Genomic DNA, 25,758 nt, shown 5'->3' with positions numbered 1-25,758 from the left:
GTGGCAAGCGTTTGGCCGGGGCACGTGCACCGGGGAGCTTTGAGCGGCCCTCCCGTGCGTACGTACCCCGGCGGATCGCAGCACAACAAGGGAACACAACAGAACATGGGAGCCTCGGCTCCCTGCCAGACGCCCGGCCGGATCCCGTGGGGGGAATCCGCTCCGGGATATGGGAAGCGCCCTGACCGTCGACCCGTGGGGGGATCGGCGGCGGGGCGTTTCTCGCTTTCCCGGCCCCTCCCTCTTCCCGGCCCCTCCTCCTTCCCACCGCCTACCCGATTCGCCCCAGAACGCCGAATCGCCCCGGACACCGCGCTCTGTGCGAAGCGCGGTACGCGGGGCGAAGGCAGTCGGCCGAAGAGGCCGGGCACTACGGGCGGTGCGGGATCCGGCGGTGCGGAACCCTGCGGTACGAGGTCCGGATCAGCGGCCCCGACACGAGGTCCGGGTCAGCGGCCCTCGACCGGGACGAAGTCGCGCAGGACCTCGCCGGTGTAGATCTGGCGCGGGCGGCCGATGCGGGAACCCGGCTCCTTGATCATCTCGTGCCACTGGGCGATCCAGCCGGGAAGGCGGCCGAGCGCGAAGAGCACGGTGAACATCTCGGTCGGGAAGCCCATGGCCCGGTAGATCAGACCGGTGTAGAAGTCCACGTTGGGGTAGAGGTTGCGCGAGACGAAGTAGTCGTCGGAGAGCGCGTGCTCCTCCAGCTTGAGCGCGATGTCTAGCAGCTCGTCGGACTTGCCGAGCGCGGACAGCACGTCGTGGGCGGCGGCCTTGATGATCTTGGCGCGCGGGTCGAACGACTTGTACACCCGGTGGCCGAAGCCCATCAGGCGGACGCCGTCCTCCTTGTTCTTCACCTTGCGGATGAAGGAGTCGACGTCGCCGCCGTTGGCCTGGATGCCTTCCAGCATCTCCAGCACCGACTGGTTGGCGCCACCGTGCAGCGGGCCCCACAGCGCCGAGATGCCGGCGGAGATCGAGGCGAACATGTTCGCCTGCGAGGAGCCGACCAGACGCACGGTGGAGGTCGAACAGTTCTGCTCGTGGTCCGCGTGCAGGATGAGCAGCTTGTCCAGCGCCGAGACGACGACCGGGTCCAGCTCGTACTCCTGGGCGGGGACCGAGAAGGTCATGCGCAGGAAGTTCTCGACGTACCCGAGGTCGTTGCGCGGGTAGACGAAGGGGTGACCGATCGACTTCTTGTAGGCGTACGCCGCGATCGTCGGCAGCTTCGCCAGCAGGCGGATCGTCGACAGGTGACGCTGCTGCTCGTCGAACGGGTTGTGGCTGTCCTGGTAGAACGTGGACAGCGCGCTGACGACCGAGGACAGCATGGCCATCGGGTGCGCGTCGCGCGGGAAGCCGTCGAAGAACCGCTTGACGTCCTCGTGCAGCAGCGTGTGCTGGGTGATCTCGTTCTTGAAGGTCGCCAGCTGGTCGACCTGCGGAAGGTCGCCGTTGATCAGCGTGTACGCGACCTCGAGGAACGACGAGCGCTCGGCGAGCTGCTCGATCGGGTATCCGCGGTAGCGCAGAATGCCCTGCTCACCGTCGAGGTACGTGATGGCGGATTTATAGGCGGCGGTGTTGCCGTATCCGCTGTCCAGCGTCACCAGGCCGGTATTGGCCCGGAGCTTCCCGATGTCGAAGCCCTTGTCGCCGACGGTGCTGTCGATCACCGGGTAGGTGTACTCGTCATCGCCGTACCGCAGTACTACAGCGTTGTTGGTGTGCTCGCTCACGTCATCCCTCACCGACGTAGTGCCTCTTCTTCGAGGTGCCCTGACTGTCTTCCACCCTCCCCCATTCGGCTCAGGAGAGTGCACTCGGGGTCGTCCATTGGACCTACTGACGGCACTGAGTGCCGCCAACTTACTCATCCTGCCCCCTTGACTGCGGTTCCGGAAGACCTCCGTGATGTTTCCCACCGATTTGATCGATCATTTTTGTGCGGGGGTCACGAGAAGTCTTCTCCTGAGCCGCCCCGAAGCCGAAAATCCAGTGCCGTACAGCGTCTGCCTGCGGAAACCGTGCGGACCGCCTGGCCGATCGCCTTACGGGACCCGACCAGGACGACGAGCTTCCTGGCCCTCGTCACGGCCGTGTAGAGCAGATTCCGCTGGAGCATCATCCAGGCGCTGGTGGTGACGGGGATGACGACGGCCGGATACTCGCTGCCCTGGGAGCGGTGGATGGTCATGGCGTACGCGTGGGCCAGCTCGTCCAGTTCGTCGAAGTCGTAGCCGATCTCCTCGTCCTCGTCGGTGCGGACGGTGAGCTTCTGTTCGTCCACGTCGAGGCCGGTGACGACGCCGACCGTGCCGTTGAAGACGCCGTTCTCGCCCTTGTCGTAGTTGTTGCGGATCTGGGTGACCTTGTCGCCGACCCGGAAGACCCGGCCGCCGAACCGCTTCTCCGGGAGGTCGGGGCGGGCCGGGGTGACGGCCTGCTGGAGCAGCCCGTTCAGCTGGCCCGCACCGGCCGGGCCCCGGTGCATCGGGGCGAGTACCTGCACGTCACGGCGTGGATCGAGGCCGAACTTGGCCGGAATACGGCGGGCCGCGACATCGACGGCGAGCTTGCCCGCGTCCTCCGTCTCGTCCTCCACGAAGAGGAAGAAGTCGCTCAGCCCCTCGGTGAGCGGAGGCTGTCCCGCGTTGATCCGGTGGGCGTTCGTCACGACGCCGGACTGCTGGGCCTGGCGGAAGATCCGGGTGAGCCGGACGGCCGGGACCGGGCCGCCCTTCGCGAGCAGATCGCTCAGCACCTCCCCCGCGCCGACCGAGGGCAGCTGGTCGACGTCACCCACGAGGAGGAGGTGGGCACCGGGTGCCACCGCCTTCACGAGCTTGTTGGCGAGCAGCAGATCGAGCATCGACGCCTCGTCCACGACGACCAGATCGGCGTCCAGCGGACGGTCCCGGTCGTAGGCCGCGTCTCCGCCCGGCTTCAGCTCCAGGAGCCGGTGCACGGTGGACGCCTCGGCCCCGGTCAGCTCGGCGAGCCGCTTGGCGGCCCGTCCGGTGGGCGCGGCCAGCACCACCTTGGCCTTCTTCGCCCGGGCCAGCTCCACGATGGACCGGACGGTGAACGACTTCCCGCAGCCGGGCCCGCCCGTCAGGACGGCCACCTTCCGGCTGAGCGCGAGACGTACGGCCTCCTCCTGCTCGGGCGCGAGCGAGGCCCCCGTACGCGTGGCGAGCCAGGCCAGGGCCTTGTCCCAGTCCACGTCCTGGAAGGCCGGCATCCGGTCCTCGCCGGTGTTCAGCAGCCGTCTGATCTGCCCGGCGAGGGACAGCTCGGCGCGGTGGAAGGGGACGAGGTAGACAGCCGTGATCGGTTCGCCGCCCTCCGGAGACGGCACCTTCTCCCGTACGACTCCCTCCGGATCGGCCGCCAGCTCGGCCAGGCACTCGATGACGAGGCCCGTGTCGACCTGGAGGAGCTTGACCCCGTCCGCGATGAGCCGCTCCTCGGGGAGGTAGCAGTGCCCCTGGTCGGAGGACTGGGAGAGGGCGTACTGCAAGCCGGCCTTGACCCGCTCGGGGCTGTCGTGCGGGATGCCGACCGCCTGGGCGATCTTGTCGGCGGTGAGGAAGCCGATGCCCCAGACGTCGGCGGCCAGCCGGTAGGGCTGGTTCTTCACGACGGAGATGGAGGCGTCCTCGTACTTCTTGTAGATACGGACGGCGATGGAGGTGGAGACGCCGACGCCCTGGAGGAAGACCATGACCTCCTTGATCGCCTTCTGTTCCTCCCACGCGGCCGCGATCATCTTCGTGCGCTTGGGGCCGAGGCCGGGGACCTCGACGAGCCGCTTCGGTTCCTGCTCGATGATGTCGAGGGTGTCGACGCCGAAGTGGGTGGTGATCCGGTCGGCCATCACCGGTCCGATGCCCTTGATCAGCCCGGAGCCGAGATAGCGGCGGATGCCCTGGATGGTGGCGGGCAGCACGGTGGTGTAGTTCTCCACGGTGAACTGCTTGCCGTACTGCGAGTGCGAGCCCCAACGGCCCTCCATCCGCAGCGACTCGCCGACCTGCGCGCCGAGCAGCGCACCGACCACCGTGAGGAGGTCGCCGGCTCCGCGCCCGGTGTCGACGCGGGCGACCGTGTACCCGTTCTCCTCGTTGGCGTAGGTGATCCGCTCCAGGACACCTTCGAGGACGGCCATGTTGGACATGACCCGACGCTACCGGGTGCCGCTGACAGTGCGGTTCACGCCTTCGTACCTCGTTACGGAGTACGAGGGCCGGGCCCGCCGTCGCGGTACTCGTTCGCCAGCAGGGTGTCCATGGTCGAGCGCAGCCTGCCGAGGAAGTCCTCGAACCGCTGGATCTCCTGCGGTGAGTACGCCGCCATCGCCTCGGCCATCCGCTCGCTGTACGGGCCGAAGAACGCCTCGGCGCGCGGCCGGATGTCGGGGCTGCTGCGCAGGGTCACGACCCGGCGGTCGGTGCTCTCGCGGGTGCGGACGATGTGGCCCGCCTGTTCGAGCCGCTTGAGGAGGATGGCGGTCGCGCCGGAGGAGAGCGAGACGCGCTCGCTGAGCCGGGCCGGCGAGAGGGGCGCGCCCTGGTCCTCCGCGTAGAGGATCTCGACGAGGGCGGCGGCGTCGGTGGAGTGCAGCCCGAGCCAGGTGGCGAACCGGCGGGTGAACTCGGTGTAGTTGGCCCCGAACGCGCGCAGGCCGTCCATGAGGCGATCAACCCGCACGGCCTCGCGGTCGACCCCGCCCAGCCCGTCGGTCGTGCCCTGCCCGCCGGCTCCGCCCTGTCTGTCGGTCGTGCCGTGCCCGTCGGCCCCGCGCCCGTTCGTCATCGGCACTGCCCACTCTCGCTTCCGCTCCGCTTCCGGTTTGACAACCTACCTCGCGCTATTTACCTTTGTCGCAAAGATACATTCCTTTGTGGCAAAGCAATTATCGGGAGTCGAAGCATCGTGACCGAACCCGCAGAAGCCCCGCCCACAGCACGTCAGTGGCTGGGCCTCGTCGCCGTGGCGCTCGGCGTGGCCCTGATCGTCGTCGACCTGACGATCGTCAACGTGATCCTCGCGCCGATCATCGAGGACCTCTCCATCGGTTCGTCGGAGGCCCAGTGGATTCAGGAGTCGTACGCGATCACGTTCGCGGCGCTCCTGCTGGTCACCGGGCGTCTCAGCGACCTCTACGGCGCCCGCCGGATCTTCCTGCTGGGCCTCGCCGCGTTCGGCGCGACGAGCCTGCTGGCGGCGCTGGCCCCGAGCGGCGGCCTGCTGATCCTCGCCCGGTTCGTCCAGGGCGTCGGCGGGGCCATGATGCTGCCCACCTCGCTGGCCCTGCTGAACGCCACGTTCACCGGGCGGGCGCGCGGCCAGGCGTTCGCCGTGTGGGGCTCGACCATCGGAGCGGCGGCGGCCGTGGGCCCGCTGCTGGGCGGATGGCTCGCCGACATCTCCTGGCGCTGGGCCTTCGGCATCAACATCCCGCTGGTCGCGATCGTCGTGGCGGGGGTGCTCCGGTATCTGGACGTGTCGCCCCGCGCCCGGGGCCGTATCGACGGCGTCGGTGCCGCGCTGTCGGCGGTGGGCCTGGGACTTCTCGCGTTCGTCCTGATCGAGGGGCGCACGTACGGCTGGCTGATGACGACGAAGCCGCTGGAGGTCGGGGGCTTCTCCTGGTCCGGCGGGCTCTCGCCGGTGTTCGTCGCGCTGCTCCTGGCGGTGCTGGCGCTGGTGGTGTTCTGGCGCAGGCAGGCCGTGCTGAGCCGGGCGGGCGACGAGCCGCTGATGGACGTGGGGCTGTTCGCCATCCGCTCGTTCCGCAACGGCAACTTCGTGACGCTGATGGTCGGTCTCGGCGAGTTCGGGATCATCGCGGTACTGCCGCTCTGGCTGCAATTCGCCCTCGGCTACAGCGCGTTCGAGGCAGGTCTCGCCCTCGTCGCGCTGGCCGTCGGCAGCTTCGCCGCCTCCGGGGCGAGCTTCCCGATGGCCGCGACCGTGTCCGCGCTCGCCCAGGTCCGGATCGGCCTCGTACTGGAGGCCGCCGGGCTGACCATGCTGGCCCTGATCGCGTCCACGGACAGTTCCTGGTGGCTGATCGCGATCGCGTTGTTCGTGTACGGGATCGGCGTCGGCTTCGCCACGGCGCAGGTCACCAACATCGTCCTCGTGGACGTACCGGAACGGAGCGGAGGCCAGGCGTCGGGCATCCAGAGCGCGGCCCGCGAGCTGGGGTCGGCCCTCGGTATCGCCCTGCTGACCACGCTTTTCTTCAGCACTCTGGCCTCCGGAATGACTGATCGGCTCACCCGGGACGGCGTCGCGACGGACGAAGCGGAACGGCTAGGCGCTGTGGTGACGGACAGCGCCGGGTCGGTGGTCGAGGCCCTCGCCGCGGAGCCGAGTACGGCGTCGGCGGCAGCGGCGGCCCGCGAGGCGATGGCGGTCGGCGTCCAGGTCTCCGGGTACGTCTGCGCGGGGCTGCTGCTCCTGGCGCTGGCGGCGACGCTGTTCATGTCGCCGGGGGCGGGTGCGAGGCCTCGGACGGAGGAGAAGCGGGGCGGGCGGCAGGAGGTGCGCGGTCCGGCCCGGTGAACAACTCCCGCCTCGCAACAGCCCACTTACGGTTTCGGACGGCCAACTCGCCGGGCTCGCCGGTTTGTACACTGCCAAGGGTGCAGGACCATACGGCTACCAGTCTCGATGCACGTCCGGCGCCCGCCTTGCGGCGGTACGTCAGCTCGTATGTCGGCTTCGACCTTCGTGGGTTCCCGGCAGGGGTGCACTGCGGTCCGCCGGGCCGTGTGCTCACTGCGGTGATCAGCCTGTCCGACCCCTTGCAGGTCGCGACGGGCGTCGACGACGGGTCACCGGTCAACCGATACGACAGCGTGGCCGGCGGTCTGATGTGCCGGTCCGTCGCCATCCACCACGACGGACGCCAGCAAGGCGTGCAGGTGTCGCTGACACCGCTCGGGGCTCGGGCCCTCTACGGCATGCCCGCCGCTGCGCTCGCCCACCGACTGGTCCCGCTCGACGAACTGCTCGGAGCGCTCGGCGTCGAGCTGGTCGACCGGCTCCGGGCAGCGCCGACATGGGCCGCGCGGTTCGCCGCGCTGGACGCGTTGCTTCTGCGAGCCCTCGGCCGCGGCGCCGACGGCGGCCGACTGCCCCGGGTGCGCCCCGAGGTGGCCGAGGCATGGCGCCTCCTCGTCGCCGCGCGGGGCCGCGCCCGGATCGGGGCGGTCGCCGCAGAGCTGGGATGGAGCCGTCGGTACCTCACCGAGCGGTTTCGCGGTGAGGTGGGCCTGTCGCCGAAAACCTTCGCCCGAGTACTGCGCTTCGAGCACGCGCACGAGCTCGCGACGGCGCACGACCCGCTCCCGTGGGCCGATGTGGCGACCGTCTCGGGCTACGCCGACCAAGCCCATCTCGTCCGGGACTGGGGCGAGTTCACAGGCCGGTCACCGACGGCCTGGCGAAGAGGCGAAGTCCTCCTCGGGACCGGCTAGCCGGTCCCGTCGCGCCGGCTGCCGTTCCCTTTCCTTCAAGACCACCGATCACCGCCCTGTGACGATCGTCCGCATGAGAATCGTCAACCACGAACGCAACGCCATCGACCTGCGGACCACCCCCGTGCACCTCGGGCTGGGATCGAGAGCGAACCCCGTCGAGGGCTTCGCCTGGGACCCGGAGGTGCTCCAGGCATACAGCGCCGCGGTCGCTGCGGACGGCGCCGAGGGCCGGATGGTGGCCATCATCGACGGCGACGGCCCCGGCGACCATTGGGAGTGCCATCCCTCCGGCGACGAACTGGTGGTCTGCCTCAGCGGGTCGGTGACGGTCACCCGCGACGTGGAGGGGGCGACCGACCGCGTCGAGCTCAGGCCGGGCGAGGCCACCGTCAACCCGGCCGGGGCCTGGCACGCGGTCGACATGGCGGGGCCCTCGTCCATCCTGACCATCACCGCCGGCCTCGGCACCGACCACCGTCCTCGGACCGACGCCCGCCCGGCCGAGCACGTCGGCACGCCCGGCCCGCAAACGCCATGACGACACGCGTCGCGTGCCTCGGCGACAGCCTCACCCGCGCGCAGCTCAGCGTCGACTACCTGGGCCTTCTCGAACGACGCCATCCTCCCGGCGACCTACGGCTCGCCCGCTTCGGCGCCAACGGCGACTTCGCCCACAACCTCTCGCGGCGTCTGGATGCCGTCCTCGCGGACCCGCCCGACGTGATCACCGTGCTGATCGGGACGAACGATGCCCGAGCAAGCCTGGCCGGCTACCCCGTCGAGCGGGCCATGAAGCGCAAACGGCTCCCCGAACGCCCGTCGGCCGGCGGGTTCCAGCAGTGCCTGGGCGCCATGGTCGAACGGCTCCGAACGGAGACCGACGCGACCATCGGCCTGCTGTCGCTCCCCGTCCTCGGCCAGCAACTCGACGGAGCGGCGGCCCGGGCATCGCGCGCGTACAGCCGGATGATCGCCGAGGTCGCCGCCACCACCGGGGCGACCTACCTCCCGCTCCACGAACGCCAGACCGAGGAACTGCGCGAAGCGGACCCGCCGCCGATCCCGTACCGGGAACTGACGACCGCGGCCGGCGCCGGTGCCCTTTTCCGGCACGCGGTGCTGCGCCGCAGCCTCGACGCGGTCTCGAGGCGCCGAGGTCTCGTGCTCACGACCGACCACATTCACCAGAACAGCCGCGGCGCCGCCCTTGTCGCCGAGGTCATCGACACTCTTCTGCCGACCCGGAGCGCGTAGAGCCTTCACCGGGGTCCGGGTCCACGGGCTGAACAGCCAGGCGACTTGATGGATGATCCGCGCTTGGTGGCGTCAGCCGTACGGCCTACGATCTCGCTCTGGGCGATGCGTTGTCGTACCAGGGGTCGGTGGCCTGCGTGCGGGCCGCAGCGGAGGAGCACGACATGGCCGGCAGTGGGCGGAGCGTCACGGGCTGGTTCAGGTCCGGCTACAGCGGCGGGGGCGGGGGCGAGTGCCTCGGGGTCGCCCGTGGCCTCGCCACCGCCCTCTCCGTCGTGGCTCTGCTCGGCGTGGCCGCATGCAGCCCCGGCGGGCAGTCCGGACCGCCGTCTAAGAGCCCGAGCGCCACCAGCCCCGCCCAGGCTCCGACTCCGACTCCGGACGCCTCCGATGGCGAAGAGGCGAAGACGCTCCTGGAGGGGACCTTCGTCGACATGAAGTCCCTCGGCGGCGGTTCCGGCGGGCTGCGACCGCAGTTCGGCAACACCCACCCCGCCACTCCGGACAACGTGCTGAGCGTGACGTTCGCGTTCGCCTGCACGGGAGACGGCAGGGTGGCGCTGACGTTCACCGTCGCGGGGAAGGACGTGCCTGCGGCCACGGGGACGCAGGTGTGCGACGGCTCCGTGTTCCAGCAGAGCATCGAGCTGCCCGAGCCGGGTTCTGTCGGCTTCACAGGTGTCGTCACCGGAGCCGAGGACGGCGGTTACGCCTACGCCTACTACCCCGAGAAGGAGCAGCTTCCCTAGCCGGGCGAAGTGGGCAGGAGGTCCCCCCCCTACCGCGGTAGTACCGCCACCTTGGCACCCGGGTATGACGCCCCCCGCACCGCCGTCACCGCACGCTGCACCTCGTCGGTGGGTACGAGCGGATCGTGAGAGGGCGGACGGAACATGAGGCTACGCAGCGGAAAGCGGCGCACGGCGGGCGGCGACCGGCCGGAGCCTCGGGCCGCCGCACCCGGTCTCGCCGTCGAACTGCGTGATGTCCGGCGGCGGTACGGGCGCGGCGCGGGTGCCGTTCACGCGCTCGCGGGCGTCGATCTCGCCCTGCCGCGCGGTACGTTCACCGCCGTCATGGGCCCGTCCGGGTCCGGCAAGTCCACCTTCCTCCAGTGTGCCGCCGGGCTCGACCGGCCGTCGGCGGGTTCGGTGCGCCTCGGTGGCACGGAGATCACCGGGATGAGCGAGAACCAGCTGACCGAGCTGCGCCGCAGCCGCCTCGGGTTCGTGTTCCAGGACTTCAATCTGCTGCCGTCGCTGACCGTGGAGCAGAACGTCCTGCTGCCCCTGCGCCTCGCCGGGAAGCGTCAGGACCGCCACCGGGCGGCCGCCGTGCTCGCACAGGTCGGGCTCGCCGACCGGGCGCGGCGGCGGCCCGGTGAGCTGTCCGGCGGCCAGCAGCAGCGGGTGGCCGTGGCGCGGGCCCTGGTGATCGGCCCCGACGTGGTGTTCGCCGACGAGCCCACCGGAGCCCTGGACACCGGCACCGCCGCCGAGGTCCTGGGCCTGCTCCGGCACGCCGTCGACGCCTCCGGGGCCACCGTCGTCATGGTCACCCACGACCCGGTCGCCGCCGCCTGGGCGGACCGGGTGCTGTTCCTCGCGGACGGCTCGTTCGCCGGTGGCCTGGAGCGCGGTTCGGCCGAGCGGATCGCGGAGCACATGCGGGCGCTCACCGCCCGTACCGCCCGTACGGGTGCGATGACGGGCGCCGCCGCGTGATGCGCCCCAACGGACTCGCCCGCGCGGCCGTCCGCTTCAGGCCCGCGTCCTTCGCCGGGACCTTCGTGGCGCTGATGATGTCCGCGCTGATCGTCACGGCCTGCGGGATCCTGCTGGAGACCGGGCTGCGCGCTTCGGTGCCGCCGGAGCGGTACGCGGACGCGCCGGTCGTCGTGGCGGCGGATCAGTACGAGTACGTCGTCACGGGCAGCGGTGAGGACCGCGAGGAAGAGGCGGTCCCGCTGCCGGACACCGCGCGGGTGGACGCCGCTCTCGCGGCGAAGGCCGCCGAGGCGACGGGCGCGGCCGCCGCCGTCCCGGACTTCACCTTTCCGGTGCGGGCGGCGGACGCGGCCGCGGGCGGGGGTTCCGCGTCGGGCGTCCGTGAACTGCCCGTTGCCGTCGGTGCGTTCACCGCGCACGGCTGGGGCTCGCATGTCTTCACCGGTACCGCGCTGACCGCCGGCTCCGCGCCGCGTACGGGCGAGGTCGTCCTCGATACGGGGACGGCCCGCGCGGCACAGGCGGCCGCCGGCGACACCGTCGTACTGGAAACCGCCGCCGGGCAGCGGGAGTTCCGCGTCGCGGGCGTCGCCGGGGCCGGGTCCGCGGAGACGTCCCGGAGCACCGGCCCGGCAGGCGGGGGCCCGGGCCCTCTCCTCTGGTTCGCCGACTCCGAGGCGTCCACGCTGGCCGGGTATCCCGGCGAGGCCGACGCCATCGCCGTACTGGCGAAACGCGGCACCGGTACCGGCGCCCTCGCCGCCTCCGTGCGGCAGGCCCTGGCCGGCTCCGGGGCCGAGGTGCGCACCGGCGACGACCGGGGCGCCGTCGAGGACCCGGGCCTCGGCTACGCCAAGGAGACGCTCCTCGGGCTGGGCGGCTCCTTCGGCGGCATCGCCACCATCGTCGCGATCTTCACCGCGGCCGGGACCGTGGCGCTGTCCGTGTCGCAGCGGGCCCGTGAGTTCGCGTTGCTGCGCGCCGTCGGAGCCACCCCGCGCCAGATCCGCCGCGCGGTCGCGTGCGAAGCGCTGCTCGTCGCGCCGCTCGCCGGGATCGTCGGCACGCTGCCCGGGATCGTGCTCGCGCGCTGGTGGTTCGGGCAGTTGCGGGACCGGGGCGCGATCCCGGAGGCGGTGCGCGTGCACGTTTCCTGGCTTCCACTCCTCGTCGCCGTCGCCGTCGGGCTGCTCACCGCGCTCGGCGCGGGCCGGGCGGCCGGGCGCAGGCCCGCGCGGATCAGGCCGGGCCAGGCGCTGAGCGAGGCGTCGGTGGAGCGGCTGCGTCCGGGCGTCGTCCGTACGGTGCTCGGCGTCGGGGCGCTGGTCGGCGGCGCGTTCCTCACCGGCGTCTCCGCGAACTCCACGGGCGACGACGCGGCGGGCTCCGCCCTCGGCGTCGTCATGTGCTTCATTCTCGCCGTCGCGCTGCTCGGCCCGCTGGTGGCCCGGCTGGGCGCGGGCCTCTTCGGTCTCCCGCTGCGCGGCGCGGGCCCGTCCGCCGGGCTGGCCGCCGCCAACTCCCGTGCCAACGCCCACCGTCTGGCCTCCGCGATCACGCCGATCGTGCTCGCCATGGCCTTCGCCTCGACGCTGGTCTTCATGCACACGAGCCAGCGCCACGTCGCGGACGAGCAGGTGCGGGCGGGCCTCACCGCGGACCATGTGGTGTCGCATCCGGCCGGGCTTCCGGTCGACGCGGCGGAACGCGCCGCACGCGCGCCGGGGGTGGACGCGGCCGTGGGCCTGCTGAACACCCAGGTGCTGGTGCCGACCGGCTCCGGCGAGTTCGCGGCCCTCCAGGGTGCGACGGCGCAAGGCGTCACCGGCTCCGGCGCGGAGCTGGCGAAGGTGCAGGACCTGGACGTACGCGAAGGCAGCCTCGACCGCCTCGGCGAGGGCCGCATCGCCGTCGACCGGACCCTGGCGGCCTCGGCGGACGTCGGTGTGGGCGACCGGCTGCCGCTCCATCTCCCCGACGGCACGAAGACCTCCCCCGAGGTCGTCGCGGTGTACGGGCGCGGCCTCGGCCTGGCCGCGGTGACCATGGACCGGGCGTCCCTGGCCGGGCACGTCGGCTCGGGCTTCGACAGCGCGCTGCTGGTGCGCGGCGGCTCCGAGGCGGCGCTCGCCGCTCTGGGCGAGGTCACCGACGCCTCCGGCTTCGCCACCGAGCAGAGCCTCGACGCGCGGCTGGGCGCCTGGTCCAACAACACCATGGCCGCTGTCCTCGGCGGCTTCGCCGCGATCGCCGCCGTCAACACCCTGGTGATGACGGTCCTCGACCGACGCCGTGAGCTGGGCACGCTGCGCCTGATCGGCTCCACCCGGAGCCAGGTGCTGCGGATGCTCAGCTGGGAGAGTCTGCTGGTGTCGGCGGTCGGCGTGGTCCTCGGCTCCGCGATCGCCGCGGCCACGCTGGTCCCGATGATGCGCGGCACGACCGGCGAGGCACCGCACGTACCGCTGCTGCTGTTCGGCTCCTTCGTCGCGGCCGCGGGCGGACTCGCCCTGCTGGCGGTGACGTTGCCGGCCCGGGCGGTGCTGCGGCGGTGGTCGTAGCGGGGTGCGTACAGGCGGGCGGGTGCGTACGGACGGGCGAGCGGGTGCGTACGGGCGGGCGAGCCCTCCTGCGTGGCTGCTCGCCCGCCCGTCCCGGCGCTCAGCCCATGCTCGCCGCGACCTCGCTCCGAAGCTGCGGCAGCTTGTCGTGCAGGATGCCCGGGCAGAGCGTGTCGTTGAAGTCCTTGTGCCCGTAGAGGTGGCTCGGCGCGATGGCGTACTGCCCGCAGACGTACGCGCAGAGCGCCACCAGGACCTCCCACTGGGCCTGCGGCGGCTGGGCGCCGTCGTGGTACGCGCCCTCGTTGGCGATGCCGATGGCCTGTTCGTTCTGGCCGGAGGTGTGCGCGCCCAGAACGAAGTCGCTGCCGCTGCGCAGCGTGCTGAGGCTGCGGTGGCGGCCCTCGGTGATCCAGCCGCCCCGGCTGACGAGGAAGTGGTAGCCGGTGTCGGTCCACCCGTTCTTGTCCATGTGCAGGTCCTGGACCCAGTGGGCGTGACGGTGGGCCTGGGCGCGGGAGACGTCGGAGATGTTGTCGCTGACCGTGTGGTGCACGATGATCTTCGTCGGCCGCTTCCCCACCAGGCTCACCGGGCTCTGCGGCGGACGGGCCTGCCACTGCGCCGTGCTGTCGATGTCCGGTTCGACGGCGTCGAGGGCGTGGGCCGTGCTCGGCAGGGCGGCCGCGGCCAGGCCGCCGGCACCGGCGAGGAGGATGTGGCGGCGGGACGGCTGCGGAAGGTTCACGACGGACTCCTGGTGGGGTGGAGGGGGAGGCGGACGCACGGTCGCGGTGCGGCCGGGTGAGCCGCCGACGGGCTCACCCGGCCGCCGCCCGAACGGGGAGGCTAAGGCGTGTTGTTGGCCAGCGCCTGGAGCCGCGCGAGGCTGCCGTTGAACTTGTTGCGGTCCACGTCGCCGGAGACCCCGGCGACCCGGCCGGTGGCCGAGTACTGCCAGATCGTCCAGGTGGGGAAGCCGGCGGGGATGGTCGGGCTGGTGGTGCCCCAGTGGGCCACCCAGAGCGGGGACTTGGCGGACATGCCGGTCCAGCTGCCGGTGCAGGTGTTCCACCAGCTGGCCGTCGTGTAGATGACGACGTCCCGGGTGGTGCGCGCCTTGTACGTGGTGTAGAAGTCGTTGATCCAGGTGCGCATCTGGGTCGTGGAAAGGCCGTAGCACGTGGCTCCGTACGGGTTGTGCTCGATGTCCAGCACACCGGGGAGGGTCTTGCCGTCCTTGGACCAGCCGCCGCCGTTGCTCGCGAAGTAGCCCGCCTGGGTCGCCCCGTTGGAGACGTCGGGGCGGGCGAAGTGGTACGCGCCCCGGATCAGGCCGGCGTTGTAGGAGCCGGTGTAGTTGGCGCTGAAGCTGCTGTCCTTGAAGGACGTGCCCTCGGTGGCCTTCATATAGGCGAAGTCGATGCCCGCGGCCTTCACCGAACCCCAGTTGATCGACCCCTGCCAGTGCGATACGTCGATGCCCTGGACGCCGCTGGTGTCCATCGGCGTCACGCCACCCTGCGCAGCCGAGGACGCGAGGCCCTGCTCGATACGGGTGCCGGCGCCCATCCACGCCTGTCCGGACCGCACCGGCTCATCGGGTGAGGGCGGCGCGGCGACGGCCGTGCCCGTGCTGGTCAGGATCAGCGCCGCGGCGCTGCCGAGAGCTCCGGCCAGCAGAGCTCCCCTGGATCTCTTGAGTCGGCGGGACGGAGAACGGTACGCGAGCATGGCCACCTCCGGGCACGTTGACGAGGACGGGATGCGCACGGCATGGCATCCGATAATCGGATGCCATGCACATGTCATGAGTAAGGCACGGGCAGGGAAAGGCGTAAAGGGGCCTTTTGGTATAGACCTGTGCCGCCTCGCCCCACCTGCGAGAACGCGCCGGAGCGGCGAGAATTTTCATTTCTGAAGGCCGAGACCGCCGTTGACCGAGGTATTCAAATTTGACTAGAGTGTGCCGCATGACCGAGACGACGATCCCTCTGCTGCCCTGCCGGACCTCGCTGATCGAGACCGCCGTCGACTTCTACACCGCCCTGGGCTTCGAGACGACGTACCTGCAGAAGAGCCCGTATGCGTACGCCGTCGTCGAGCGGGGAGCGGTCGAACTCCAGCTGTACGGCATGAAGGACTACGACCCGGCGTCCTCCCACTCCGGGTGCTACGTGCTCACCGACGACGTGGACGGACTGCATACCGCGTTCCGGGCGGGCCTCAAGGCGGCCTACGGACGCATCCCGACGCGGGGGCTGCCGCGCATCGGACCGCTGAAGGACATGTCGTACGGGGTACGGCAGTTCCTGATGACCGACCCGACCGGCAACACGATCCGGATCGGCCAACCGATCAGCGAGGACCCGAACCACCGGCCCGCCCCGAAGGAGACGTTCGCCCGCGCGCTGCACATGGCGGACCTCTTCGCGGACTCCAAACAGGACCTGCCGGGCGCGGCGAAGATCATCGACCGGGTGCTGGGGCTGACGGACGAGCACCCGACCCCGGTGCAACGCCTGCGGCTGCTCGTCCTGCGCGGGGACATCGCCCAGCGGATGGACGAGGTGGAACGGGCGGCGGCGCTGCTGGAGGAAGCGGCGTCGGTCCGGCTCGACGCGGAGGAACGGGCATCGGCGGGCGACGCGCTGGCCAGGCTGGCGGAGCTGCGGGGCTGAGGCGGGGAGGGCAAAGAGAGGGAAAGGGGAAGGCCGGGGCGGCAGTCGGCTAATTCGGTGGCCGGTCCCGCGGCCCCCTTGTTACGGTGCTCGCTCCTCGACCGCGGACCCGACCGCGGGTGACCTCTGGGCGCGAGCCCTGGAAAGCAGTTGATGTATGCCCCGGACAGTGACTCCGAGCCTCCCTCGTCGCGCCTGTGACGCCGGGGTGACCGGGCCTGACCGTCCGCGGCCGCCGTACGCGGCCGACTGCTGACACCTCACGGCCGGCTGCCGTCCCGCAGCCGTCCGGCCCCGCTCCCCGCACGCCCCTGACGCGAGGGGTGCTCGGTACTTCCCTGCTGCTTCGTTCCTCATCCTCGGCAAGGAGTATCCGGGTGTCTCACGACAACCCCCAGCACCGCTCAGGCATGTCCTCCTCATCCTCGATGTCCTCCCTGGACACCTTCACCTGCGTCCGCTGCGGACTGACCGTCGCCGCGTACGCGCCCGACGGCAGCCGGCGCAATCACTGCCCCAGCTGCCTGCACTCGCAGCACCTCGTCGACCACGTCGAGGGCGGCCGCTCCGACTGCGAGGGCCGGATGACCCCGATCTCCATCGCGGTGCTGCGCACCGGCGACTGGATGGTCGTCCACCGCTGCACCCGGTGCGACGAGCTGACCTCGAACCCGGTCTGCGGGGACGACAACCAGCTGATCCTGATGCGGATGGCCGTACGTCCGCTGGCCCAGCCGCCCTTCCCGCTCGAAGCCTTCGGTGACCTGTGAACCGGGCGACCGGGGGTCTCCGGTGACGCGCCGCAAGCCCAGGCGGGCTTCAGGACGCCGTCCGCAGCGGGCGAAGGACGTGCTGCACGGACCGGCCGGGGCGCGCGGCGACGCGTTCCGGTGCGTCGGCTGCCGGCTCGACGTCCCGCTGGCGGCACCGGGCACCGCCCACCGTAATCACTGCCCGTCCTGCCTGGTCAGCCTGCATGTGGACGGCCGGGTTCCGGGCGACCGGGCGGCGGGGTGCCGGGGCCGGATGGTGGCCCTGAGCCTGTCGGTGCGGCAGGACGGGGAGTGGATGCTCATCCACCACTGCCTCACGTGCGGACGGCTCAGCGCCAACCGCATCGCGGGCGACGACAACGCGCTGGCGCTCGTCCGGCTGGCGCTGCGACCGCTCGCGGACGCCGAGATCCCCGTCCGGGCGATGCTCGCGCTGTGATCCCGAGGGCCGCCCGGCTCCCGCTTGGCGGCCCTCGGCCAGCCCTGCCCCTCAGCTGACCCCGGGTCCTCGCCCGTCAGGCCGTCGACCGATTCCCGGATCCTAACGAACGGCGGGAAAGCGGAATGGGGCCCGGCCTCGCGGCCGGACCCCCCTCGCTTTCCCCTCCCGTCGGGCCTTCCCGTTCCCCCCGGACCCCTCCCCGGAAGTCCCGACGCCATGTGTGACACGGGAGGGTACGCAAAGGTTGCAGCCCTTTGCGATCTCTTTACTTTCGACGGTGTGCGGGGCTCTCAGCAGGCATGTTGCACATAGCGGTCCGCCACTTCCGCCAACGCCTCCGCCCCGTCGCGGGCCCACAGCGCCTCGTTGAAGATCTCCACCTCGATCGGGCCGTCGAACCCGGCGGCCTCCACCTGGCGGCGGAACGCGCGGAAGTCCACGCTTCCGTCGCCCAGTTGCCCCCGGCCCAGCAGGACGCCCGCCGGGAGCGGGGTGATCCAGTCGGCCAACTGGAAGGAGTGGATGCGGCCGCCCGCGCCCGCGCGGGCGATCTGGGCGGGCGCCCGGTCGTCCCACCAGAGGTGGTAGGTGTCGACGACCACCCCGACCTGCTCGGCCGGGAAGCGTTCCGCGAGGTCCAGGGCCTGGGCGAGGGTGGAGACGACGCAGCGGTCGGACGCGTACATCGGGTGCAGGGGTTCGATCGCCAGGCGTACGCCGCGCTCGGCCGCGTACGGGGCCAGTTCCGCCAGCGCCTCGCCCACCCGCTCACGGGCCCCGTGCAGGTCGCGGCTGCCGGGCGGGAGGCCGCCGGAGACCAGGACCAGGGTGTCGGTGGACAGGGCCGCCGCCTCGTCGATCGCCGCCCGGTTGTCGTCCAGGGCGCGGGCGCGTTCGGCCGGGTCGAGGGCGGTGAAGAAGCCGCCCCGGCAGAGGCTGGTGACCGTGAGCCCGGCGTCAGAGAGGAGCCGCGCCGTGCGCTCGACGCCGTACGCCTGCACCGGGGCCCGCCACAGGCCCACCTTGTCGATGCCCGCCTTGACGCATCCCTCGGTCAGCTCGGGCAACGACCACTGCTTGAGCGTTTCCTGATTGATGCTCAGGCGGGACAGCCCGCCGCCGTCGCCGTTCGTCATCGTGCGCCTCCGTGGACCGCCAGCAGGGCCCGCATCCGGTGTTCGGCCAGGTCCGGGTCGGGGAACAGGCCCAGGCCGTCGGCCAGTTCGTACGCCTTCGCCAGATGCGGCAGCGAGCGGGCCGACTGGAGTCCGCCCACCATCGTGAAGTGGTCCTGGTGGCCGGCCAGCCAGGCCAGGAACACCACACCCGTCTTGTAGAAGCGGGTGGGCCGTTGGAAAAGGTGGCGGGAGAGTTCGACGGTGGGGTCGAGGAGGGCCCGGAAGCCGTCCACGTCACCCGTGTCCAGGACCCGTACCGCGTGTGCGGCCAAGGGGCCCAGCGGGTCGAAAATGCCCAACAGGGCGTGGCTGAAGCCGCGTTCGTCGCCCGCGATCAGTTCCGGGTAGTTGAAGTCGTCGCCCGTGTAGCAGCGCACCCCGCCCGGGAGGCGGCGGCGGACGTCGATCTCGCGGGCCGCGTCCAGGAGGGAGATCTTGATGCCGTCGACCTTGTCCGGGTGTTCGGCGATCACCTTCAGGAAGGTGTCCGTGGCCTCGTCCAGGTCCGAGCTGCCCCAGTAGCCCTCCAGGGCCGGGTCGAACATCGGGCCCAGCCAGTGCAGGATCACCGGTTCGGATGCCTGGCGCAGCAGGTGGGCGTAGGTGGCGAGGTAGTCCTCCGGGCCGCTCGCCGCGCGGGCCAGTGCGCGGGAGGCCATGAGGATCGGCTGGGCGCCGTTCTCCTCGGCCAGGGCCAGTTGTTCCTCGTACGCCGCCCTGACCTCGGCCAGGGTGGGCGCGGCGCCGTCGTCGGGCAGCTGGTCGGTGCCGACGCCGCAGGCGATCCGGCCGCCCACCGCCTTCGCCTCGGTGGCCGAGCGGCGGATCAGTTCGGCCGCGCCCGCCCAGTCCAGGCCCATCCCGCGCTGTGCGGTGTCCATGGCCTCCGCGACGCCCAGGCCGTGCGCCCACAGGTGGCGGCGGAAGGCGAGCGTGGACTCCCAGTCGACGGCCGCCGGGTCGCCGGGGGCGATGTCGGCGTACGGGTCGGCGACCACGTGGGCCGCCGAGAAGACCGTACGGGAGGTGGGGGCCACCGCTCCGGGCGCGAGGTCGAGCGGGGTGGTCCGGGGCGTGTAGGGGCCCTGCGGGAGATGGATCGTCGTCATGGCAGCGGCTCCCCGTCGTTGCGCCACGCGGCCGGGCGGCGCGTCACAGGGTCAGCTCCGGGATGTCGAAGCGGCGGCCCTCCGCGGACGACTTCAGGCCCAGCTCGGCCAGTTGGACGCCCCGGGCGCCGGCCAGCAGGTCCCAGGCGTACGGGCTGTCCTGCACGACATGGCGCAGGAACAGCTCCCACTGCGCCTTGAACCCGTTGTCGAACTCCTGGTTGTCCGGGATCTCCTGCCACTGGTCGCGGAACGACTCGGTGACCGGGAGGTCCGGGTTCCAGACCGGCTTCGGGGTCGCCGAGCGGTGCTGGACCCGGCAGTTGCGCAGACCCGCGACGGCTGAGCCGTGCGTGCCGTCGACCTGGAACTCCACCAGCTCGTCGCGGTTGACCCGTACCGTCCAGGAGGAGTTGATCTGCGCGACCGCCCCGCCCGCCAGCTGGAAGATGCCGTAGGCGGCGTCGTCGGCGGTCGCCTCGTACGGCTTGCCCTGCTCGTCCCAGCGCTGTGGAACATGCGTCTGCACATGGGCCGTTACGGAGGTGACCTCGCCGAACAGCTCGTGGAGCACGTACTCCCAGTGCGGGAACATGTCGACGACGATGCCGCCGCCGTCCTCCGCGCGGTAGTTCCACGAGGGGCGCTGGGCCTCCTGCCAGTCGCCCTCGAAGACCCAGTAGCCGAACTCCCCGCGCACGGACAGGATCTCGCCGAAGAAGCCGCCGTCGATCAGGCGCTTCAGCTTGCGCAGGCCCGGCAGGAAGATCTTGTCCTGGACGACACCGTGCTTGATGCCCGCGTCCCGGGCGAGCCGGGCCAGGTCGAGGGCGCCCTCGACGTCCGTGGCGGTCGGCTTCTCGGTGTAGACGTGCTTGCCCGCCGCGATCGCCTTCTTGATCGCCTCCACCCGGGCCGAGGTGACCTGGGCGTCGAAGTAGATCTCGACCGTGTCGTCCGCGAGCACCGCGTCCAGGTCGGTGGACCACTCGGTCAGGCCGTGGCGCTCGGCGAGTTCCTCCAGGGCGTGGGCGCGGCGGCCGACGAGCACGGGCTCGGGCCACAGCACCTCGCCGTCGCCGAGATCCAGGCCTCCCTGTTCGCGGATCGCGAGGATCGAGCGCACCAGGTGCTGCCGGTACCCCATGCGTCCCGTGACGCCGTTCATGGCGATGCGCACTGTCCTGCGTGTCACGAAGGTCCCTCCATACAGCCGTAGCAAGCGCTTTCTATCGGAGATGACGCTAGCCTGCCGACAGCGGCCGGACAAGAGGGGGCCGCACGTGACCTGACGGAGGACAGCGATGACAGTCACCCTGGCGGATGTGGCGGCCCGCGCCCGGGTGTCCCCGGCCACCGTCTCCCGCGTACTGAACGGCAACTACCCGGTGGCGGCCTCGACCCGGGAACGGGTCCTGCGCGCGGTCGACGACCTGGACTATGTGCTCAACGGGCCCGCCAGCTCGCTCGCGGCGGCCACCTCGGACCTGGTCGGCATCCTGGTCAACGACATCGCCGACCCGTTCTTCGGGATCATGGCGGGGGCGGCCCAGACGCAGATCGGCGGGCCCGGGGACGGTTCCGGGCGGGCGGGCGGCGAGAAGCTGGCCGTCATCTGCAACACCGGCGGCTCCCCGGAGCGCGAGCTCACCTATCTCACGCTCCTCCAGCGCCAGCGCGCCGCCGCCGTCGTCCTCACCGGCGGCGCGGTCGAGGACCCCGCCCACCAGGCCGCGATGTCGGCGAAGCTGACGAAGCTCGCGGACGCGGGCACCCGGATCGTCTTCTGCGGGCGGCCCCCGCTCCCCGAGGGCGACGCGCTCGTCGCCGCGCTCGCGTTCGACAACCGGGGCGGCGGACGCCGGCTCACCGAGCACCTGATCTCGCTCGGCCACCGCAGGATCGGTTACGTCGCCGGGCCCCCGGAGCGGACCACCACCCGGCACCGCCTGGAGGGCCACCGGGAGGCGCTGCGCGCGGCGGGGCTGGACACGGCTCCGGACGGCGGGCCCGACAGCGCGGCGACCGGCTCCGGGGATCAGGACCGGCTCACCGTGCACGGCCCCTACGACCGGCGCTCGGGCTACGAGGCCACGCTCGAACTCCTGCGCAGGGCACCGGACGTGACCGCGATCGTCGCCGCCAACGACACCGTGGCGCTGGGCGCGTGCGCGGCCGTCCGGGACCAGGGGATGCGCATCCCGCAGGACATCTCGGTGGCGGGCTTCGACGACCTGCCGTTCTCGGTGGACGCGGTACCGGCCCTCACGACGGTACGGCTGCCGCTCTTCGAGGCGGGCGCGCGGGCGGGGCGGCTCGCGATGGGCAAGGAGAACCCGCCGCCCGGCGGCATCGCGACGATCGCCGCCGAGCTGATGATCCGGGGCTCGACGGCCGCGCCTCGGGGGTGAGGCACGGGGGAGGTGGCGGGGCGACTGCCGGTTTGCCCCCGCGTCGGCGACGGCCCGGGGGCGAAGCCGACCCCGGGCCAACCGGCCCGATGCACCGTCCGGCGTCCCTGTCCTGTCGCCCCTGGCGGGACAGCCCTCAGCCCAGCAGGCCCAGCAGCCGCCCCAGCGCTTCCGAGAACGACTGGGCCACCGGGCCGGCGGTGGCCACGATCCGGTCGAGCCGTTCCAGGGTGACCCTGCGCTGGGCCATGGCCTCGCGCCCGAGGGCGAGCACCGGCAGGGCCTCTTCGACCACGCGGTCCTGGTCCGGGGTGAGGCGGGCACGGAGCTCCTGGAGCTGACCGGCCAGCTCTGTTACGGCGGCACGGAGTTCCGGGTCCTGCGGGACGCCGACGTAGCCGTGGTTGATACCGACGTTCGTACCGCCGTGCTGGTTGAAGACAGGGCCGTTGTAGGTCGTGTGGTGCGTCGGTTCGGTCATAGCTTGATCCCCGTGTTCTGGCCGCCGTGCTGGTTGAAGACGGGGCCGTTGTAGTTATTCAACTCCTGCACGTATGCCGTGAATTCGGCCTCCGGGTGGTCGATCGCATAGACGATCTGTCCAGCGATCACGCGTAGCTCGTCCACGCTCGGGAGGGTGACGACCGCCCCGGTGCCGCCGGCCGTGTCCACGGCCAGGATCGGCTTCGCCGGTTCGAACAGTTCCTTGAGAAGGAAGAGGGCCAGACCGATCACAACAAAGATGAACACGGATTTCCCGCCGTCATCGAACCCCGCCCCTTCGCCGCTCTCCAGGCTGAGCACGACGAAGACGACAGCGGCGCCCGCCAGCCACTTCAGGAAGCGGCCCACGGCCTTCACCCGGTCGGGCTTGACCTCGTAAGCGTCGACCCGGGTGAGGTTGTGCAGCGGGAAGGCCGCCGAGCCCACCCAGAGGATGCGGCGCTTGACCGAGATCTCCAGGATGCCTCCCCGACGCGGCAGCGGCGGGTACTGTGGCGCCTCGGCCAACGGTCCGGCGGGCGATTCTGCCGCCACCCCGGCCGCCGGCTCCGGCGGCCGGGGTGGCGGCGAGGCCGGTGGTGCGGGTAGCGGTCCGGGCGGCCGTCCTGGTGGTGGCGTCCGTGCCGACGGTCGTTCGAAGCTTCCGGTCGCGTCCATGTGCTCCCCCGTGCACTCGTCGCTCCCCCGCTCCGCGCAGGGAGCCCCATTAAGCATCAGCCCGGCCACGCGCGGCAGACGAGAAATGGCCAATTCGAGCTTGATGAGAACCCGTTGGCGGGTTCTGCGGGCCGGGACGCAAAAGATGGGGGCGACTCCCCCATGCGCCAGGACCGCTCCCCCAGCACGATGGATCCGGGCGGCCCGACCGGGACCGGGCCCAGGAGCGGGGAGGTGCGGAGCGGTGGCGGAGAAGGATCTGATCGACAGAGGTACGAGTCGTCGCCTCGCCCCCGCTGCTGCTGCCGCCGCCGTCGTCGCGTACGGCGATGCCCCGGCTGCGTCCGCCGACCCCCTCTCCCCCTCCCCCGACCCGTTCGAGGGTGCGGCCGGAGAGCCGTGGTGGCTTTCCGGTGTCGTCGGGAGCAGGCCCTCCGGCGTACCCGGCTGGGCGGCCTTCGCCCGGGAGGCCGTCGACGCGGCGCCGCACGACGTGGTGGTCGCCGACCGGGCGTACCCCGGGCTCAGCGGTTTCGGGCCGGTCCTCGCGCCGTTCGTCGAGGCGGCGGCGGAGCGGCTGCGCAGCACGCTCGCGAAGGAGGACGGTCCCGTCGTGGACGGCCTCGTCGTGGACGGTCCCGTCGTGGACAGCCCATTGGTGAACAGCCCTCTGGTGGACGGTTCCTCGCCCGTACTCGCCGACTTCCGGCGGCAGTTGACGCGTCGGCTGTGCCGGATCGCGGCGCGCACCCTCGTCACGGAGCTGCACGAGGCCCGGCGGCTGGGCCGGTTGAGCGGTGAGGGCGCCGAGGAGCGGTTCCGGGACTTCGTGCGGCTGACCGCCCGTCGCGACGGTCTCGCCCGGCTCGTCACCGGCTACCCCGTGCTGGCCCGCCTCCTCGCCACGGCCTGCCTGAACGCGGGCGACGCGTTCGCGGAGATGGTCGTGCGGCTCGCCGCCGACCGGCACCTGCTCGCCCCGGCCGGGGTGCTCGGCCACCGGGCCGGCACGCCGGACGGAGCGCTCGGCGGGAGCGCGGGGCCCGGGGTGCTCACCGGTGTCGAGGCCGGGGCGGGCGACAGCCATCGCGGGGGGCGGTCGGTGATGCTGCTGCGGTTCGCCGACGGCGCCCGGCTGGTCTACAAGCCGCGCCCGCTCGCCGCGCACCGGCACTTCAACACCCTGGCCGACTGGTTCGGTTCGCTGCCCGGCGCCCCGGAGCTGCGGGTGCTGCGGGTCCTGGACCGGGGGGAGTACGGCTGGGCCGAGTTCGTCGAGGAGCGGCCCTGTGCCTCGGCGGCGGAGACCCGGCAGTTCTACCGGCGGCAGGGTGCGCTGCTGGCCCTGCTGCACACGCTGGACGGTACGGATCTGCACCACGAGAACCTGATCGCCTGCGGCCCGCACCCGGTCCTGGTCGATGTGGAGACCCTGTTCCACCCGCCGCTGGGGCCCGCCCGGTCCGCCGATCCGGCCGCCCGGGCCCTGCACGACTCGGTCCACCGGGTGGGCCTGCTGCCGCAGTTGCTCGTCGGGGACACCTCCGCGCTCGACATGTCCGCCATCGGCGGGGGCCGGGCCGCCTCCTCCCCCATCGAGACCGCCGACTGGGCGGAGCCCGGAACCGACCGGATGCGGCTGGTGCGGCGGGCGGGCCGGTTCACCGAGTCCGCCAACCGGCCCCGGCTGGGCGGGGTGGCCGCCGACCCCTCCGCGTACACCGAAGCCCTCTGCGGCGGATTCCGCGCCGGGTACACCGCGATCAGCGAGCATCGCGACGAACTCCTGGGCGAGGGCGGGCTGTTGCGGCTCTTCGCCACGGACGAGGTGCGTGTCGTGCCACGCCCGACCTGGACGTACACGACGCTGCTGGACGAGTCGACCCACCCCGACCTGATGCGGGACGCCGCCGAACGGCACCAAGTGCTGTCGCTGCTGCGCACCCCGCTCCTGGGCGTACCCGCGCTGCCCGGGGTGGAGGACGAGGAGATCGCGGAGCTGTGGTGCGGTGACGTGCCGGTGTTCTGCACCCGGCCGGGCGGCACGGAGCTGTGGAGCGGCACCGGGCGTACGGTTCCGGGGGCGGCCCCCGAGCGGTCCTCGGACGGCTCCGCCGCGTCCCCGGACGGCTCCGCCGGGTCCCCGCACGAGCCCGCCCCCCTCACCGGGCTGGCGCGCGTCGAGGCGAAGGTCCGTGCGATGGACACCGTGGACCGGCAGGACCAGGAACGGATCATCCGGGCCGCCATGGTGAGCACCTCGCCCGAGCCGCCGCACCGTGCGGTCCCGGGCGGCCGGGCGCGGAGCGCGGCGACCGCGCCGGAGCCCGAGCAACTGATGTCCGCCGCAAGGTCGGTGGGCGACCAGCTCGTGTCCCTCGCCTACCGGCACGAGAGCCGCACCAACTGGATCGGCCTCGAACTGCTCGGCGAGCGCTACTGGCGGCTCACCCCGATGGCGGCGGACCTCGCGGGCGGCTACACCGGCCCCGCGCTCTTCCTGGCCCAGCTGGCCGCGCTCACCGGCGCCGCCCGGTACGCGGAGGCGGCCCGAGAGGCGCTCGCCCCGGTGCCGGGGCTGCTGGACGCGCTGCACGGGCGGGCCGACGAGCTCGGGCCCCTGGGCTCCGGCGCCTTCGCGGGCCTCGGCGGCATCGCGTACGCGCTGACCGAGGTGGGCACGCTGCTGGGCGACCGGGAGATCCTGGAGCTGGCGGGTCCGGCCGTCCGGCTGAGCTGCGCGGCGAGCATGGCCGAGGACGGGTACGGGGTGCGCGGCGGGGTGGCGGGCGGGCTGGTCTCGCTGCTCGCGGTGTACCGCGCCACCGGCCGCCCGGAGGCCTGGCGGGGTGCCGAGCGCTGCGCCGAGCGGATCGCCGCCGCCCCGCTCCCCGACTCCGCGGGCTTCGCCGACGGGGCGGCGGGGATCGGCTGGGCGCTGCTGCGGTTCGCCGGG

The 25,758-nt window shown here is 72.0% G+C and carries 22 protein-coding genes; 12 read left to right on the top strand and 10 right to left on the bottom strand.

The genetic code is table 11. The features are described from left to right. Positions 1 to 449: 449 nt before the first annotated feature. The 3 genes from G3I54_RS25585 to G3I54_RS25575 form a co-directional block, all read right to left on the bottom strand. Positions 450 to 1,748, bottom strand: a complete 1,299-nt coding sequence (locus tag G3I54_RS25585; RefSeq protein WP_030085548.1) for a citrate synthase — start codon at positions 1,746 to 1,748, stop codon at positions 450 to 452. A gap of 215 nt (positions 1,749 to 1,963) precedes the next feature. Next, positions 1,964 to 4,189 carry an ATP-dependent RecD-like DNA helicase gene (locus G3I54_RS25580; protein ID WP_164617478.1) on the bottom strand — a complete coding sequence of 742 codons (2,226 nt, stop codon included), beginning with the start codon at positions 4,187 to 4,189 and terminating at the stop codon, positions 1,964 to 1,966. A 53-nt stretch (positions 4,190 to 4,242) separates the two neighbouring features. Then, positions 4,243 to 4,827 (bottom strand): MarR family transcriptional regulator, encoded by a 585-nt coding sequence (locus tag G3I54_RS25575; protein WP_164617476.1) that lies wholly within the window; start codon positions 4,825 to 4,827, stop codon positions 4,243 to 4,245. A 120-nt stretch (positions 4,828 to 4,947) separates the two neighbouring features. Between G3I54_RS25575 and G3I54_RS25570 the strand changes: the two genes are divergently transcribed. The 7 genes from G3I54_RS25570 to G3I54_RS25540 all read left to right on the top strand — a co-directional run bounded on the left by G3I54_RS25570 (position 4,948) and on the right by G3I54_RS25540 (position 13,047). Further along, positions 4,948 to 6,585: a DHA2 family efflux MFS transporter permease subunit gene (locus G3I54_RS25570; RefSeq protein WP_164617474.1), complete on the top strand. Its 1,638-nt coding sequence runs from the start codon at positions 4,948 to 4,950 to the stop codon at positions 6,583 to 6,585. 80 nt (positions 6,586 to 6,665) lie between these two features. Continuing rightward, entirely contained in the window at positions 6,666 to 7,502 is an 837-nt protein-coding gene (locus G3I54_RS25565; RefSeq protein WP_164617472.1) for a helix-turn-helix domain-containing protein, read from the top strand. Positions 7,503 to 7,575: 73 nt separating this feature from the next. After that, positions 7,576 to 8,043 (top strand): cupin domain-containing protein, encoded by a 468-nt coding sequence (locus G3I54_RS25560; RefSeq protein ID WP_164617470.1) that lies wholly within the window; start codon positions 7,576 to 7,578, stop codon positions 8,041 to 8,043. Beyond that, positions 8,040 to 8,759 carry a GDSL-type esterase/lipase family protein gene (locus tag G3I54_RS25555; RefSeq protein WP_164617468.1) on the top strand — a complete coding sequence of 240 codons (720 nt, stop codon included), beginning with the start codon at positions 8,040 to 8,042 and terminating at the stop codon, positions 8,757 to 8,759. The genes G3I54_RS25560 and G3I54_RS25555 overlap by 4 nt, the downstream gene beginning before the upstream one ends. Positions 8,760 to 8,923: 164 nt before the next feature. Further along, on the top strand, positions 8,924 to 9,508 hold the full coding sequence (locus tag G3I54_RS25550; protein WP_239144575.1) for a hypothetical protein: 585 nt from the start codon (positions 8,924 to 8,926) through the stop codon (positions 9,506 to 9,508). A 144-nt stretch (positions 9,509 to 9,652) separates the two neighbouring features. Beyond that, the gene (locus tag G3I54_RS25545; RefSeq protein ID WP_164617466.1) at positions 9,653 to 10,483 is read left to right on the top strand and encodes an ABC transporter ATP-binding protein; all 831 of its coding nucleotides are present in this window, start codon (positions 9,653 to 9,655) and stop codon (positions 10,481 to 10,483) included. Then, positions 10,483 to 13,047: an ABC transporter permease gene (locus G3I54_RS25540; protein ID WP_164617464.1), complete on the top strand. Its 2,565-nt coding sequence runs from the start codon at positions 10,483 to 10,485 to the stop codon at positions 13,045 to 13,047. Before G3I54_RS25545 ends, G3I54_RS25540 begins: the two co-directional genes overlap by 1 nt. 100 nt (positions 13,048 to 13,147) lie before the next feature. Here the strand turns inward: G3I54_RS25540 and G3I54_RS25535 are convergent, their stop codons facing one another. Beyond that, positions 13,148 to 13,795: a peptidoglycan recognition family protein gene (locus G3I54_RS25535; protein ID WP_164617462.1), complete on the bottom strand. Its 648-nt coding sequence runs from the start codon at positions 13,793 to 13,795 to the stop codon at positions 13,148 to 13,150. 101 nt (positions 13,796 to 13,896) lie between these two features. After that, entirely contained in the window at positions 13,897 to 14,781 is an 885-nt protein-coding gene (locus G3I54_RS25530) for a lysozyme (RefSeq protein ID WP_164617460.1), read from the bottom strand. A 239-nt stretch (positions 14,782 to 15,020) separates the two neighbouring features. Here G3I54_RS25530 and G3I54_RS25525 point away from each other — a divergent pair, with 239 nt between their 5' ends. The 3 genes from G3I54_RS25525 (at position 15,021) to G3I54_RS25515 (ending at position 16,940) form a co-directional block, all read left to right on the top strand. Further along, positions 15,021 to 15,728: a VOC family protein gene (locus G3I54_RS25525; RefSeq protein WP_164617458.1), complete on the top strand. Its 708-nt coding sequence runs from the start codon at positions 15,021 to 15,023 to the stop codon at positions 15,726 to 15,728. A 410-nt stretch (positions 15,729 to 16,138) separates the two neighbouring features. Then, positions 16,139 to 16,498, top strand: a complete 360-nt coding sequence (locus G3I54_RS25520; RefSeq protein ID WP_137232949.1) for an RNHCP domain-containing protein — start codon at positions 16,139 to 16,141, stop codon at positions 16,496 to 16,498. 22 nt (positions 16,499 to 16,520) lie between these two features. After that, on the top strand, positions 16,521 to 16,940 hold the full coding sequence (locus G3I54_RS25515) for an RNHCP domain-containing protein (protein ID WP_164617456.1): 420 nt from the start codon (positions 16,521 to 16,523) through the stop codon (positions 16,938 to 16,940). A 293-nt stretch (positions 16,941 to 17,233) separates the two neighbouring features. Here G3I54_RS25515 and G3I54_RS25510 read toward each other — a convergent pair whose 3' ends face one another. Genes G3I54_RS25510 through G3I54_RS25500 form a run of 3 tightly spaced genes read right to left on the bottom strand, consistent with a single transcriptional unit; the run spans position 17,234 to position 20,425 of the window. Beyond that, entirely contained in the window at positions 17,234 to 18,079 is an 846-nt protein-coding gene (locus tag G3I54_RS25510; RefSeq protein ID WP_164617454.1) for a sugar phosphate isomerase/epimerase family protein, read from the bottom strand. Continuing rightward, positions 18,076 to 19,230, bottom strand: coding sequence for a dihydrodipicolinate synthase family protein (locus tag G3I54_RS25505; protein WP_164617452.1), 1,155 nt, complete (start codon positions 19,228 to 19,230; stop codon positions 18,076 to 18,078). The genes G3I54_RS25510 and G3I54_RS25505 overlap by 4 nt, the downstream gene beginning before the upstream one ends. Positions 19,231 to 19,273: 43 nt before the next feature. Further along, a complete protein-coding gene (locus G3I54_RS25500; RefSeq protein WP_164617450.1) occupies positions 19,274 to 20,425 on the bottom strand; it encodes a Gfo/Idh/MocA family oxidoreductase in 1,152 nt (383 codons plus the stop codon). A gap of 109 nt (positions 20,426 to 20,534) precedes the next feature. Between G3I54_RS25500 and G3I54_RS25495 the strand changes: the two genes are divergently transcribed. Continuing rightward, the gene (locus G3I54_RS25495; RefSeq protein WP_164617448.1) at positions 20,535 to 21,641 is read left to right on the top strand and encodes a LacI family DNA-binding transcriptional regulator; all 1,107 of its coding nucleotides are present in this window, start codon (positions 20,535 to 20,537) and stop codon (positions 21,639 to 21,641) included. Between the two features lie 136 nt (positions 21,642 to 21,777). Here the strand turns inward: G3I54_RS25495 and G3I54_RS25490 are convergent, their stop codons facing one another. Both G3I54_RS25490 and G3I54_RS25485 read right to left on the bottom strand, forming a co-directional pair. After that, positions 21,778 to 22,122 (bottom strand): hypothetical protein, encoded by a 345-nt coding sequence (locus G3I54_RS25490; protein WP_164617447.1) that lies wholly within the window; start codon positions 22,120 to 22,122, stop codon positions 21,778 to 21,780. Beyond that, positions 22,119 to 22,679 carry a DUF6232 family protein gene (locus G3I54_RS25485; protein ID WP_343240416.1) on the bottom strand — a complete coding sequence of 187 codons (561 nt, stop codon included), beginning with the start codon at positions 22,677 to 22,679 and terminating at the stop codon, positions 22,119 to 22,121. Before G3I54_RS25485 ends, G3I54_RS25490 begins: the two co-directional genes overlap by 4 nt. Positions 22,680 to 23,046: 367 nt before the next feature. Between G3I54_RS25485 and G3I54_RS25480 the strand changes: the two genes are divergently transcribed. Continuing rightward, the coding region (locus G3I54_RS25480; protein ID WP_164617445.1) for a type 2 lanthipeptide synthetase LanM family protein at positions 23,047 to 25,758 on the top strand (2,712 nt) is incomplete at its 3' end.

It is taken from the genome of Streptomyces sp. SID14515, from assembly GCF_010548505.1.
Lineage (GTDB): Bacteria > Actinomycetota > Actinomycetes > Streptomycetales > Streptomycetaceae > Streptomyces > Streptomyces caviscabies.
The sequence above is the reverse complement of the archived record's forward strand: the minus strand, read 5'-3'. Positions and strand labels throughout refer to the sequence as shown.